The 14,003-nt window shown below is 40.3% G+C and carries 9 protein-coding genes; 1 reads left to right on the top strand and 8 read right to left on the bottom strand.

From position 1 onward, the window contains the following. Window positions 1-4: 4 nt before the first annotated feature. The 5 genes from D1013_RS02155 to D1013_RS02175 all read right to left on the bottom strand — a co-directional run bounded on the left by D1013_RS02155 (window position 5) and on the right by D1013_RS02175 (window position 4,203). Complete coding sequence (locus D1013_RS02155) at window positions 5-1,171, bottom strand: efflux RND transporter periplasmic adaptor subunit (RefSeq protein WP_121847323.1); 1,167 nt, start codon at window positions 1,169-1,171, stop codon at window positions 5-7. A 20-nt stretch (window positions 1,172-1,191) separates the two neighbouring features. Beyond that, window positions 1,192-2,550, bottom strand: a complete 1,359-nt coding sequence (locus D1013_RS02160; RefSeq protein ID WP_121847324.1) for a TolC family protein — start codon at window positions 2,548-2,550, stop codon at window positions 1,192-1,194. Window position 2,551: 1 nt separating this feature from the next. Further along, entirely contained in the window at window positions 2,552-3,157 is a 606-nt protein-coding gene (locus D1013_RS02165) for a TetR/AcrR family transcriptional regulator (RefSeq protein WP_121847325.1), read from the bottom strand. A 79-nt stretch (window positions 3,158-3,236) separates the two neighbouring features. Then, window positions 3,237-3,650 carry a hypothetical protein gene (locus tag D1013_RS02170; protein ID WP_225621372.1) on the bottom strand — a complete coding sequence of 138 codons (414 nt, stop codon included), beginning with the start codon at window positions 3,648-3,650 and terminating at the stop codon, window positions 3,237-3,239. 10 nt (window positions 3,651-3,660) lie between these two features. Beyond that, complete coding sequence (locus tag D1013_RS02175) at window positions 3,661-4,203, bottom strand: RNA polymerase sigma factor (RefSeq protein WP_121850561.1); 543 nt, start codon at window positions 4,201-4,203, stop codon at window positions 3,661-3,663. A gap of 145 nt (window positions 4,204-4,348) precedes the next feature. Between D1013_RS02175 and D1013_RS02180 the strand changes: the two genes are divergently transcribed. Next, window positions 4,349-5,323, top strand: a complete 975-nt coding sequence (locus tag D1013_RS02180) for a polyprenyl synthetase family protein (protein WP_121847326.1) — start codon at window positions 4,349-4,351, stop codon at window positions 5,321-5,323. Here D1013_RS02180 and D1013_RS02185 read toward each other — a convergent pair. From D1013_RS02185 to D1013_RS02195, 3 genes are all read right to left on the bottom strand, one after another. Beyond that, window positions 5,320-8,652 carry a VCBS repeat-containing protein gene (locus tag D1013_RS02185; RefSeq protein ID WP_162987784.1) on the bottom strand — a complete coding sequence of 1,111 codons (3,333 nt, stop codon included), beginning with the start codon at window positions 8,650-8,652 and terminating at the stop codon, window positions 5,320-5,322. The two genes, D1013_RS02180 and D1013_RS02185, sit on opposite strands and share 4 nt — an antisense overlap. A gap of 196 nt (window positions 8,653-8,848) precedes the next feature. Further along, window positions 8,849-10,705, bottom strand: a complete 1,857-nt coding sequence (locus D1013_RS02190; protein ID WP_121847328.1) for a RagB/SusD family nutrient uptake outer membrane protein — start codon at window positions 10,703-10,705, stop codon at window positions 8,849-8,851. Window positions 10,706-10,716: 11 nt separating this feature from the next. Then, window positions 10,717-13,899, bottom strand: coding sequence for a SusC/RagA family TonB-linked outer membrane protein (locus D1013_RS02195; RefSeq protein WP_121847329.1), 3,183 nt, complete (start codon window positions 13,897-13,899; stop codon window positions 10,717-10,719). Window positions 13,900-14,003 lie beyond the last annotated feature (104 nt).

A 14,003-nucleotide genomic window follows, 5' to 3' on the forward strand; every position in this document is an offset into this window, starting at 1 on the left:
ATGTCTAGTTTTTGATTTTTACTTTCTGACCATCTTTAACGCTTCTGGCGCCTTCTTTGATAATATGGTCTCCGTTATTTAGACCGGTAAGAACTTCTACCTGTCCGTTCTGGGTTTTACCGGTAGTAATGATAGTTCTGCTTACCACGGCCTCTTCATCTTCGTTTGGCTCAGCAGCTACGTAAACATACTGCTCACCTTCAGCGTTCTCCGATATTATACTGGATGGTATAAGAATCGCTCCTTCGCTTGTATAATCGTTTAAACTAACCTTTGCCGTGAGGTTGGGCTTGATGGTTCCGTTTTTGTTCGGTACGGGAATTTCGACACTAAATGAACGGTTCGAAGGGTTGATGAAATTACCAGTTTGACGCACCTTAGTGGTTATGCTGTCACCGAGAACCGGAAAATAGACCAGTGCTTGCTTACCTTCAGATACAGCGCCTAAATAGGTCTCAGGAACATCAACTTTGATGTACATGTCTGAAAGGTTAACAATTCTAAACACCTCTGAACCTGGGCCGGGAGTAACAACCGTACCTTGGTCTTTGATGACATCGTCAATAATACCTGAGAAAGGAGCTCTTATCGTTGATTTACCTAATTGGCTCTCCGATTGTTTAATGGCATCTTGGGCCGCTTCGTATTCTGTTTTGGCTGACAGGTACTCAATTTCTGAACCTATTTTTTGATCCCAAAGTCTTTTTCTTCTTTCGTATGTGGTCTTGGCCAATTCGGCTTGGGTTTTAAGTTGAGACAACTGGCTTCCCATACCGCCGTCATCGATAACAGCCAAGGTTTGACCTTTGTTGACTCTCTGGCCTTCTTTTACATAAACTCTTTGAAGCGTTCCGGACATTTCAGGATAGATGAGCACATTTTGCTTGGTGCTAACATCACCTTGAAGTTCTAAATAATGATTGAACTTCTGTGCTTCCGCTTCAATGGTATTCACCAACGGAAGCTTTTCACTGCCAGATTTGAGGGCAATGGCGGAATCCAATCTTCTTATTTGAGATTCGATTTGCTTTTGCTGCTCAGAAATTTCTGATTTTTTAGCCCTTAGGGCGGCAAGGTCACCTTGCGAAATAAGACTCTCTAAAGATTGTTCTTTGCTGCCACATGCAACCGCGACTAGCAGAATGGTTAATAAGTATATTGCTTTTTTCATCTTAAAAAGGGTTGTTGTTTTTAGAGTTGTTTTTCTGGGTCATTCAAGATGAGCTCCAATTCAGTTTTTTTGTTGATTACTTCGACCATTGACTGCAAGTAACCTGATTGAGCATCATAAAGTTGGGTTTGTGCTTGCCTCAAATCGAAACTGCTTGCCAAGCCCTCGGTATATTTTATTTGGTTCTTGTTTTCAATACGTTCGGCAAGACCTAAGTTTTCTTTGGCCGTGTTATACTCCTCAATGGAAAGTATGTAATTACTTTTGGCTTGTTCGAGTTGAAGACGTATTTGCTCTTCGGCCTCTGAAAGCTGGGTTTTTGCTTTTTCTAGAGCAATTTTCGCCCTTGCGGTACTCGCGCTTCTTTTTCCTGAACTGAACAAGGGTATGCTTAAATCAAACCCTAGAACCGAAGAGTCGAACCAATCTTGATCACTACTGAAAAAATCAAATTTATCGGCAAACGAAGAGCTTCCATAATTTACAAATGAACTTAGCGTGGGCAGAGCACGGCTACGGGCCAATTTCCACTCAAAGAAGCGCTGCTCAGTCAAATTTATGGCCATCTTGTAATCAACATTGTTTTCAATGTTGAATTCAGTTTCCATCAATTCAAAATCGATTTGTTTTACAGCAAGGGCATCAAGGTCTTCCTCTAATTGAGTAGGGGCGTCGATAGCGATACCCATTACGAGGTTGAGCATCTGAAGGGTAATATTCTCTAATCTTACTGCATTTTTCAATTGGTTGTCTACAGATGATAATGTTATCTGCAGTTGTTCAACACTCTCTTCATCGCTAAGCCCGTTTTCGAAAAGTTTTTGCGTTTCAAAAAGATTGTTCTCTAGAGTACCTTTGTTCTTTTCGAAAATCGCAACACTTTCTTTTGCCAGAAGCACGTTGCCATAAGCCTCAACAACGGCCTTGCGAACATCTTGGTCAGTTTTTTCATTATTATTGGCGCTATAACTCAAAAATGACTTGGTGGCCTGTACGCCAACGATGTACGAGCCGTCAAATATTTTTTGTGTGAGGGTCGCTGTGGCCGTCATTTGTTGGGGTTGACCAAAAACCACGGGAATAAAAGTTCCGGGTTCGCCGCCCGCCAGTTCGGCAGGTAGTAACGAAACAGGCTGCTTTAGCTGGTTTTGATAACTGACCGAACCATTGATCTGTGGTAAACCGTCAGCAATAGTTTCCCATTTTTGTTTACGGGCGTCAACCAAATCTCTATCTGAATTGATGGCGCTGTAATTGTTTTCTAAGGCAAACTCGATAGCCTCTTCCAGAGTGAAGCTATAAGTCTTTAATTCTGGTTCTTGGGCCAAAGCCGTCACCGATAAGAAAAGTATGAATAGGTTTAGAATATACTTTTGCATTCTATTCTTGATTAGAGTTGATTATTGTATTTAGTATCTTTCTTCCTTTAGGTGTTACAATTCCGCGTAAATGATATTCCAAAAAATCATCCATAAGTTGTGCATGCGAGAACTTATCGGGTGGAAAAAGCGCGTGATCCTTAATGATTACACCACCTGCATAATAGATTCGTGAGATAAATTCAACGTTAAGGTTTTCCCTATAAAAACCCTGGTCTAAACCTCTCTGAATATTGTCTACCACGCAAGTTTTCATTTTGCAGTATTGGTTCTCTCGCATTTCAGAATAAATCTTGGGATAATATTTTTGCAATTGGTACTGCGGTGATGATTTTTCATCTTTCAAGAATTGCATTACATATTTTTTGATCTCATAAAGTTCTTCTATGGGATTTTTATTAAGGGCGCAAATACCATCGATGCCACCAGAAATAACTTCGAAGAGGTGGTGGGTACAGGCCGCAACCAATTTGGTCTTATTTTCAAAATGGGTATAAATCGTCTTTTTAGATATGCCCATTTGTTGAGCAAGGTCATCCATCGTAACGCTCTTGAAACCAAGTGTCAAGAACATATCTCCCGCTTTTTCTAGAATCTTTTCTTTCATAATGAGCGGCAAATATACTCTAGGAAACTTTAAAAACATAAAAAGTTTCTTAGGTTTTACAATTTTTTAACGCGAACGCTCAGTTGGTGTCGTTATTCTCTTGGGTTTTACGGGCTACAAAGTCGTTGTAAGCCTGTTCGCCCTCTTCTTGCCAAAAGCTGTCATAGTGTTTCCATTTAGAGAAATCGCTCTTTAACTTCATTTTTCGTCCCGGGCCACATTTTTTTCTAGATGGTTTGCCCTTTCCTGATTTGCGTCCGCTAAAACCACCGAACAATATTTTGGCCAAGACCAAAATACCGACTGCCTGCCAATAGGTTATAGTCTTAAGGCCGAATATATCTGGCATGAGCCAATTCCATAGGTACATAAACCCGTACCCGAACAATAAAAGAAAGAGAAAGACCAAGATGCAGATACATATGATCTTGAAAACCTTTTTTACTACCCTTTCAAACTTTGACTTTACTTGATGTTCAACATAATCTTTCATGATTTTATATTTAATAAGTTCTGTTCTTTTTATTTTCAAGTGCTCGGTACAGCAATGACAGGGCCCTGTGCCTTCTTGACATCAAGGTGCCTTCAGGTATACCTGTCTGCGCAGCTATTTCTCTATAACTATAATCTTCGAAATCAATGGCGATAATAATATCTCGGTAAGGTTCTTTAAGCTCCTGAATGGCTTTTTTGAGATCGGAAGTCATTTCTTCTGAAAACAATTCGTCACTCTCGCCATATAATTCTTCACCAAGTTGGTTCAGTTGGCGTTCTGCCTCATCTTCATCTTCTAAGCTTATTTTTCTAGTTCGCATAATGTCGACAATCTTATTTCGTATTGACCGGTACACAAAACCGGCAATATTTTCAATGGGTACCGAGCTATCGGCACGCGAAAATATGTTCAACGCCACATCTTGAACAATGTCCTCGGCATCTCTATCGGTCGTATTGTCTATACGAGATTGCGCATACGCCCTTAGCGAACGATATTCTTCGCTAAAAAAAGTGGTCAATTTGTTATAACTGTCTACTTCGGTACTCATTGAGGGCATATCATCATGCTATCTTCATCTCTATAGACGAAGCTTTTCAAATCTATTGCATTTTTAGACCGATTTTTTTCTATGGAAGTGCAAAGTCGTACCCAGTTTCGGTAAAATGGACTTATTTTTGGCAAAAAATCACTGCATGCAGTCTATCGAGTTTTATCGTTCAGAGTTCTTAAGTTATTTAAAGGAATATACCATCGATAAAGAGCCGGTCAATCTTTATGAGCCGGTCAACTATATATTGAACTTAGGCGGTAAAAGGCTTCGCCCCGTTCTTACATTGCTTTCAGCGGAATTATTTGGTGGAGACTATAGAAAAGCTCTTAATGCTGCATTGGCAATAGAGGTATTTCATAATTTCTCTTTGGTTCATGACGATATTATGGATGATGCACCCTTGCGCAGGGGCAAGACCACGGTACATGAAAAGTGGAATGTAAATACGGGTATTCTTTCTGGAGATGCCATGTTGATAAGTGCCTATCGGGTTTTGGAAGGTTATGAACCCTTAATTTTTCAGAAATTGTCTAGACTGTTCAGTGAAACGGCCTTAAAAGTCTGTGAGGGGCAGCAATACGACATCGATTTTGAAACTAGGGAAGATGTAACCATTCCCGAATATTTACAAATGATTGAATATAAAACGGCGGTATTAATTGGTGCTGCACTTCAGATGGGCGCTATTACGGCAGGCCAACCGGAAAATGTTCAGTCTGATATATATCGGTTTGGCCTTCATTTGGGAATAGCATTTCAATTGCAAGACGATTATTTAGATGCTTTTGGCAATCCTGAAACTTTCGGGAAGCAGATTGGGGGCGATATCATAGAAAATAAAAAAACCTATTTATATCTTAAAACGCTTGAAGGCGGTACCGATATTCAGAAGAAAGAACTACTGGATCTCTATTCTATTCAGCCAGTCGACCCTACCGCCAAAATTCAGACCATAAAAGAACTGTTTGTTGAGTGCGGTTCGGCCGATGCCACATCTGAAGCAATTAGAGAGTATTCTAATAGTGCGTTTGCTATTTTAGAAAAGCTGCCTGTTTCTAAGGAAAAGAAAGATGTACTTAGACAATTTGGAGAGAGTTTGATGGTTAGAAAGGTCTAACGAATACCGAAAATCTCTAAAGCATCATCGTTTTTGGCAAATACCACCTTTTTGTCTCCATTTACCCTTATCAGTTGAACGCCCTTGACGGTTCCTTTTGTCATTAATCCGCTATCTCCTGCTGCTAATGGTTCAAATTGGCCATTTCCTAGACCTTTCAAAAATAAAGATAATAGTGCATCGTTTCTAGGTGTTTCTACCTCGGAAGCATAAAGGTTACCGGCCATTAATAGGTCTAAGTGACCGTCATCGTCAAAGTCATCGGCTATTATTTCATTTACCGACGATAGTTGGGTCTCTACTGGCATCTTACTGACCTCAAATTTTCCTCCATTGTTCCCAAGATAAGAGGTTGCAAAGGTATAAGCCTTTAGGTTGAGTGAACTTTCCAATTGATTTTTATTGAAAATGTCATCTATCGCAGCTTTTCCAAAGGAATCATACGTTGGAAATTTCTTTTTTATGAAGGGCATTTGGTTCGAAGAACATTCGCGACCACGCAATGGTACTAAATTCTCATCGTCGTAATAACTTAGTACGATGTCATTGGAACCTGATGTGTCGAAATCATCGGCAAAAACTTCAAAAGGAGCCTTGTTGGTGGCTTTGTATTTATAATTAAGACCAAGGTTGCCACCAATAATGTCTATATCACCATCTTTATCAAAATCTTTTGCTATCAGACTGTACCACCAACCATTGGTATTGGTAAGGCCATATTGATCGGTCTTTTCCTCAAGGTTCTTACCTTGAATGTTCTCAAAAATTCGAATGGGCATCCATTCGCCACACACAACCAAATCAGAAAAGCCATCTCCATTTATATCGGTCCAAACGGCATCGGTCACCATGCCTAAAACATTCCATACCTCATTTTCCGTAAAATCACTTACCGTGAATTTAATATAATCTTTAGAACTTTGGTTGATTAATACGTAACTCTTCGCCGGAGCTGGGTATTTCCCCGGAATTTGTCGGCCTCCAATAAAAAGATCAAGGTCACCATCTTTATCGAAATCAACAGGCTTAACACAGGAGTTACTATTTGAGATAACTGGTAGGGCATTTTTATTTAATTTGAATTGACCCTTGCCGTCGTTTATGTACAACCTGTCTTCAAGATAGGGTGAGCCTTCTGAATATTCATTACCTCCGCTAGTAACATACAGGTCAAGATCTCCGTCTTGATCGGCATCGAAAAGTAACGAAGAAACATCTTCATACATAGAGGTGTCTTCAAAGACTGTAGTTAAGGCTTTGGTAAAACTGCCATCGGAATTTTGCTTGAAAAGTGCACTAGCCTGACCTATCGCCCCACCGACGAAAACATCTTCCAGACCGTCGCCATTGATATCTCCTACTGACAGAGCAGGCCCTTCATTTGACATTTTGTGAGGAAGCAAGCTCTCTCGTTTAAAATCATCGAATGAATTTTCTACGTGGTTGTATTCAAGGCCTTCTATGTTTTGTTTGGTAAAGAGTGTTGAGTCGGCCGATTTTTCTTCAGAGCCTGTCTGGGCTGTCGAATTTTTATAATCAACTACCAATGTTTCGTCAATCTTGACATTTGGGTATACCTGTTTGGTATTATCTGGCCAAAGAATTTCTACTGATGCCGTTTCATCGATTCCAAGTCCAAAATGAAGCTCTCTATCCTTTGCCGACATAAAACCTTTTGAAAAATATAATTCCTGGGTTTGCTTTCCTGCCGAGGAATGAACGGTTACCCTGGTGCCAATTCCATCTCGATTACCATCTGGCCCATTGAAGGCAATAGTCAAATAGTGCGCAAGGCCAAGCTCTCTTGAATTGTTTTTAAGAATATAGGCCGGGTCATCTGTATTGTTGACGATGAGTTCTAAATCGCCATCATTGTCAAGGTCAGCATATATTGTACCATTGGAACTGGTCTCTACACTGTCGCCCCATACCTTGTTCATTTGGGTAAACTCTAAATTGCCTGAGTTTCTAAAAAAATAGTTCTCTTTTTTTCTAGTAGGCATTTTTAGCATCACATCGGAGATATAATCTTTAACATCCATGCTTTTGGCTTGGCGTATAGAGTCTTGCTTTTTGTTGACGTAGTTTACAAAATCGTTGTTTCTAAAGTCTCTTTTGATACCGTTCGAGACAAAAAGGTCTTTATGTCCATCATTATCCATATCAAAAAACAGGGGAGCCCAGCTCCAATCTGTATTCGATACCCCAGTCAATTGAGCAATGTCTGAGAAAATTGGCACCCCATTTTCTTGAAGGTAGCCCGAGTTAAGTTGTAGGGTGTTGTACATGTATTGATAATGTTGCCCTGAATTTACCGTTTCGTAGAAACGTGCGGGGTTCATACCGCTCATACTGGTTTTAATGTCATAATTGTTAGCGCCCATCATGTCTACCACCATCATATCCATCCAACCATCATTATTGATGTCGGCAATATCATTACCCATTGAGAAAAAGGATATATGATTTGTGGCCTCGTTTATTCTTTCGACAAAAGTGCCATCTTGATTATTTATGTAGAGCAAGTCTTTACCCGTAAAATCATTGGCTATATAAATGTCTGGCCAGGTGTCGTTGTTGATGTCGCCTATTGAGATTCCTAACCCGTAAGACAAGCGGTTCTGTATGATGCCTGCTTCATGGCTAATATCTGTAAAACGTCCGTTATCGTTTCTGTAGAGGCGGTTGTTGGCGACTCCTCCATCTGTTTGAGATAACTCAAGCAAAGATTTATCTTCTGGGTAAGGGCTGGGGCTGTGGTTGAGAAGAAACATGTCAAGGTCACCATCTTTATCATAATCAAAAAAAGAGGCTTGGGTAGAACAATCTGAACTGTCAAGGCCGTAATTTTTAGCTTCCTCTTTAAAAACAGGTATCCCTTCATTATTCTTGGCCCCTGTATTTATGAATAGCCTATTTCTTCTGGTTTCTGGATTTTTAAATTTTCCCGAATTGGATAAGTAGATATCCATCCAACCATCATTATTGATGTCAACAACAGTGACGCCTGTGGAGAAGTGCTGTTGATTAAGAATGCCGGTCATGTGGGATACATCTTCAAATTTTAAATCCCCTTTATTCAAGAACAATTTATGCTGGTTAATGGTCGAAACAAAGAATATATCTTTTAACCCATCATTATTGAAATCAGACACGGCTACACCCCCACCATTATAAAAATATTCATACTGTAGGCCATTATATCGAATGTCTTCGTCTAAAAGATTTGAAAAATCAATTCCTGTCTCGTTTGAATTAAGCTTGGTAAAAATTCGTTCAGAAGAAGCATTTTTTCCAGAGAGCTCATAAGTTTTCTCACAACTAGTCATTAAAAAGATTAGTAAAAAAGAGATGTAGAGGGTGAATCGATATGATTCACAAATTTTAGATATGTTTCGATTAATTGACTTCATCAACAGGTGCTCTTGAAAGTAATAAGGTAAATCTACAAAAAGAGAAGAGGCATTAAAAAAACGACCCTATGTTCAATGAACTAGGGCCGTAATTATATACTATTAACTAAAATTAATCATAACCAGGATTCTGAATCAAAGCGGTATTGGCATTTAATTCGGCTATTCTGATTGGTACGTAATATGTTTTATCTAACCACAAGCGATTTTCAAAACCTGGGTCAACAGTTGTTGGCACGTATGAGTAGTCATAGTTCGCTGGGTCGTATTTATAGATTGATACCGTAGCCCCGGGCTTTAGTTCTCCAGTAATTTGAATACCAACTGCAGGTGCACCTAAAGTGCTTTCGGCAATCATCCATCTTCTTGCATCGTGATACCTATGTTCTTCGTAGGCCAGTTCTACTCTTCTTTCGTTTCTATAAACATCTACAAGCTCGTCTCCGGTAGCTGTTATTGCAGGAAGCCCGACTCTGAATCTGATTTTATTTAACCAATTTGTTGCTTCTGCTTCATCACCAGTTTCCAAAAGGGTTTCAACATAATTTAAGACTAACTCAGTTTCTCTAAAGAAGGGCCAAGGAATTGTCTGAAAATCAGTTTGGTCGACAAAAGCAGGATCTGGGTTGATAAACTTTTTGGTATAGTAACCGGTACGGGTACCGTTCCAGTCTTCAACCGGACTTTGACGGGTGTCTAGACCGAAATGCGTTTCAACACTTCCTGATCCATTGATCTCATATTGACCAGTTTGAATTTGATCGGCCGGGTCTCTTTCGGTAACATCAGAAGGTCTAGGCTTCCAATCGGCACCATCATAAAGTATGGTAGCATAAAACCTAGCCTCTCTGTTTTCATAAGGAGCACTGGCATGATCTGGATTGTCCCAATCAAATTCGGAACCATCGCTCATGGCATAATCATCGACCAAGTTTTGTAAGGGAGCATTTCCTGCCCAGTTATGGTAGCCATTTGGGCCATTAAACAGACCGATTTGTCTACCGGGACCACTAATTTCAACATATTGCCGCTCCCAAATAATATCATTTTCACCACCATTGCTGGCCAGATAGATATCAGTATAATTTTGTTGGCCTTCCTCTAATGAAACAGGTGAGGTCAAATCTAATTTATACCCGGTGGTTGAGTAATCCAATGCTTCCTTAACGGCATCCCTTGCCTGGATCCATCTTTGCTGCTGGTCACCTGAAGTATATGCGATAAGTTCAGGATTAGAATAACCTGATAACAAAGATGAGTTTGCTGATGCAGTTGAATAATCATGAAGGTCGCTGGCGGCATAGAGTAAAATACGAGCCTTCAGGGCCAAAGCCACTGTAGGGTTAGCTCTTCCTGACTCCATTTCACGACCATCAAGTAAGTCAAATGCTCTTTCGCAGTCAGCTACAATGAAGTTCACACATTCTTCAAAAGAATTTCTAGGAATATCATAATCAGAATCTAATTGCAGGGGCTCGTCTATTAAAGGTACGCCGCCATAAAATCGAAGTAGTTGGTGGTAGTAATAAGCCCTAAGAAAATAGGACTCACCTAATAGTCTATTTACCAAATCATTATCTTCAATTTGACCGGTGCTTAGATTAGTGATAGCTAGATTTGTATCTCTAATGTAGCCGTACATGTTATTCCAATCCCATGTATTATTTACCCATCCAGGATCGGCAGAATTCGTACGCGATTCGTTTATAGTGTTGATGCTTCTTCCTGTGTGGGTAAATATGGCCTCATCTGTCAATGACGCTAACATCTGTTCATCCAAACCCCCTGCACCAAGGCCATTATAGGCTCCGGTGACAGTAGCTTCGGCCAAACCGGCATCAGACCAAACACTTTGTTCTGAGACTTCGCTTAAAGGAGTGATACTCGTAAAATCATCGTTACAGCCAAGTGTAACAATGGCCAAAGGTAAAACCACTCTCCATCCTTTGATTGCATTTATAATTTTCATAGTATAATTTTTTAGAATGAAATGGAAAAACCTGCACTTAATATTTTTGAAACTGGGTAGTCTCTACCACTTGTGTTCAAACCTTCTGGATCAAAAATGGCATCCGTCCATGTGAATAAGTTAGAACCATTTAGATAAAATCTCAAATTGCTTAGACCAATTTGACCAATAATTTCTTGAGGAAAATTGTACCCAAGTTCAAAATTCTTAAGTCGCATGTAGTCAGTGTCTTGTCTCCAATAGGTATTGCCATTACTATAGTACTGATCAGCGCGGTTGGTGATACGTGGGTGTACAGTACTCGGGTTGTTGACCGACCATCTATTGTTATAGTCTCTTTCCAGATAATTACCGATGGTACCTGCTTCACTGAAGTTAAAGAACAATTCTCCGCCCCATGCACCTTGAAATAGCATGCTGATATCAAAATTCTTATAGCTAGCGGTTAAATTGACACCCCCTTGTAGGGTAGGGTAGATGTTTCGATCAGTTCGGTAACGATCATCGGGGGTTATTCTACCATCCCCGTCATAATCGACTAACTTCATGTCACCAGGTCTTAGGTTGTTTACTAATGCTGAATAATCTAAAGTTTCTGAATCGATATCTGCTTGAGTGGCGAAAATTCCGTCATATCCATAGACTAGCTGAGCACCAATCGTACGCCCTGTAACTCGTTGCCATTCAGGGGAACCTTCTGCTTCATCGTTAAATAGAATTTTGTTTTTGGCATACCCAGCATTAATGGTGATACCATAACTGAAATCTTCACCTACATAGTCGTTCCAACCCAAGATAAAGTCAAAACCTTTGTTTTCAACCTCCCCGAAATTTTGACGTGGTGGCGAAATACCTGATAAGGCTGGTAGAGAAGCCGAAGGAGTGGTAAGGATGTCGGTACGTTTGTTTAAGAACCAATCAAATTCTAGATTCAACTTATTCTTTATGAAACGAGCATCAAGACCTACGTTTATGTTGGTTGCAACCTCCCAAGTTATTCCAGTATTAGGAACTCTCGATTCGCTAAGGGTTGTGACCAATGAGTTGTTGACCACATAATTACCAAACCCGTAAGTTGCCAAAAACTGATTGGCCGGAAATTCGCTATCGTCAAATTTATCATTACCTAACTGACCCCAAGAAGCCCTCAATTTTAGATGGTTGAAATAAGAGTCGCTGGTCATATTCTCGAACCATTTTTCTTTGGTTACCACCCAGCCTGCGGTAAAACCAGGGAAGAAACCATATCTTGTTTCCTCAGGGAAAAGGTACGACCCGTCATATCTCCATAAAAACTCCATCAGGTATTTCTCCTGAAAATCATAGGATACCCTACCGAAATAGTTTAACCTAGAAGCTCGGTCAGATGAGCCATTAATATTCTGCTCATTGGTGCCTCCTGCAAAAAGATCTTGAATCACAGGTGAGATAAAATATCTTCTAAATGCATCGAAGCCTTCATATGTTTTGGTCTCTTTGTTGGTACCTGCAAGAACTAAAAGATTGTGGTCGCCAAAAGCCTTTTGGTACTGAAGATTGGCACCCAAAAGAATATTTAACCTATTTTGAGCATATTGGGTTAATCTAGGCTCGGCAGGACCCCTTTGAACGGGTGTTAATCCTGATTCATTTTCGTTTACTCCATCCCAAGTGTAAAGTTGCCAAGGAGTTCTCCATACTTTTCTGTTGTTAAAGCTTTTGTCAATTGCAGCAGTTGTTTGAAGTTTTAAACCTTCCACCCAAGGAATATCGATATCTAAAGTAGCATTTGACTGAAAGAAATCTCGAGTGTCTCGGTCATAACCGGTAGCATTGGTTGTAATAACCACTGGTTGTTGACCGTTTTCAATGTCAGGACCAGGGAAACCGTTTGGCCAGTAAGCCGGTTCGGTAGGGCGACCTCGGGTCAACATTCTAAAAATGGCCCCAGCTGATTCAGTAGGGAAATACCTTTTTTCCTCTCTGCCTAATACCCCTATTTTAAACTGAATGCCTTCACTTATTTTAGCGTCCAAATTGATACGTAAATCATATTGCTCATAGCCAGTAGCCGATTGCTTATAGTATGCATCTTGTTTTAAGTATCCTAGCGAACTAAAGTAATTGAAGTTTTCGCTACCGCCAGTAAGTTGCATTGTGTGTTTTTCTTGTGAAGCTCCCCTCTTAAAGGTTTCACCGAACCAGTCAGTGTCGGGATGCCCCCATTGATCCGTACCGTTTCTGAACAATTCAATATCTTCAGGTGTATAAATGGCATCTCTTTGAGAACCGTCTGGCCTTGTATAGGTGCCGGTCGAGTTGAAAGCGTTGGTAGCGGCTTGCCATTCTTCAACAGGCAAATTATAGACCTCAAGCTCATTTCTTAGTTCGGCATATTGCGGTGAATTGGCCATGTCCGGAATGACTGTTGGCGTAGCCCAGCCTTGCATTGAAGAATAAGTTATTTTAGGTTTTCCTGATTTCCCGCGTTTAGTGGTTACAAGAATAACTCCGTTCGCAGCCCTTGCCCCATATATAGCGGCGGAGGCATCTTTCAAAACAGATATACTTTCGATATCAGCCGGGTTGATACGAGCTAAACCTCCATCTCTATCGGGAATTCCATCAACAACTACAAGTGCCCCTGTATTGTTGTAAGTATTTGTTCCCCGAATTCTTATGGTAGCATTGTCATAACCTGGTTCTGCACTTGGCTGGTTGACAAATAAACCTGCTACTCGACCAGAAAGGGAGTTGGTCAGGTTAACGGTAGGAGATTTAGTTAGTTCTTCACCTTTTACAGAGGCGACAGATCCGGACACGGTAGCTCTTTTTTGAGTACCGTAACCAACAACGACAACTTCTTCAAGATTTGAAACGTCTTCTTGCATTTGAATGTCGATGCTTGAGCGGCCATCGGTCGAAATCGTTTGAGAAACAAACCCGATGTATGAGAAAATCAAGACTGCATCTGAGCTTTCTACATCAATTGAATAGTTTCCGTCAAAATCTGTTGATACACCTTGTGTAGTGCCATCGATTACAACACTCACACCGGGCAAAGGGGTTCCTGCTGCATCTGTAACAGTACCTTCGATGGTTGATTGAGCTAGGGCGATGGAGAATTTTGTTCCTCCAAGAAATAATAGGAGGGTGAAAAAGTGGCGTAAAAAACGCACATACCTTTCCCTACTAAGGTTAGGTTGGTAGTTCATATTAGTTAAGTTTCTAGAGTTAAATCGATGCTAAAAGTAGCCAATATTCGTTAAAAACAATAAATTTTTGTTAAAAACTGTATTTAACCCTTGTGATTTTGGCT

Source organism: Euzebyella marina (assembly GCF_003687485.1).
Classification (GTDB): domain Bacteria; phylum Bacteroidota; class Bacteroidia; order Flavobacteriales; family Flavobacteriaceae; genus Euzebyella; species Euzebyella marina.

Excerpts from the sequence above, each read along its gene's own strand:
- D1013_RS02155 (WP_121847323.1), bottom strand. The coding sequence starts at position 1,171 with ATGAAAAAAGCAATATACTTATTAACCATTCTGCTAGTCGCGGTTGCA.
- D1013_RS02160 (WP_121847324.1), bottom strand. The coding sequence starts at position 2,550 with ATGCAAAAGTATATTCTAAACCTATTCATACTTTTCTTATCGGTGACG.
- D1013_RS02165 (WP_121847325.1), bottom strand. The coding sequence starts at position 3,157 with ATGAAAGAAAAGATTCTAGAAAAAGCGGGAGATATGTTCTTGACACTT.
- D1013_RS02170 (WP_225621372.1), bottom strand. The coding sequence starts at position 3,650 with ATGAAAGATTATGTTGAACATCAAGTAAAGTCAAAGTTTGAAAGGGTA.
- D1013_RS02175 (WP_121850561.1), bottom strand. The coding sequence starts at position 4,203 with ATGAGTACCGAAGTAGACAGTTATAACAAATTGACCACTTTTTTTAGC.
- D1013_RS02180 (WP_121847326.1), top strand. The coding sequence starts at position 4,349 with ATGCAGTCTATCGAGTTTTATCGTTCAGAGTTCTTAAGTTATTTAAAG.
- D1013_RS02185 (WP_162987784.1), bottom strand. The coding sequence starts at position 8,652 with ATGACTAGTTGTGAGAAAACTTATGAGCTCTCTGGAAAAAATGCTTCT.
- D1013_RS02190 (WP_121847328.1), bottom strand. The coding sequence starts at position 10,705 with ATGAAAATTATAAATGCAATCAAAGGATGGAGAGTGGTTTTACCTTTG.
- D1013_RS02195 (WP_121847329.1), bottom strand. The coding sequence starts at position 13,899 with ATGAACTACCAACCTAACCTTAGTAGGGAAAGGTATGTGCGTTTTTTA.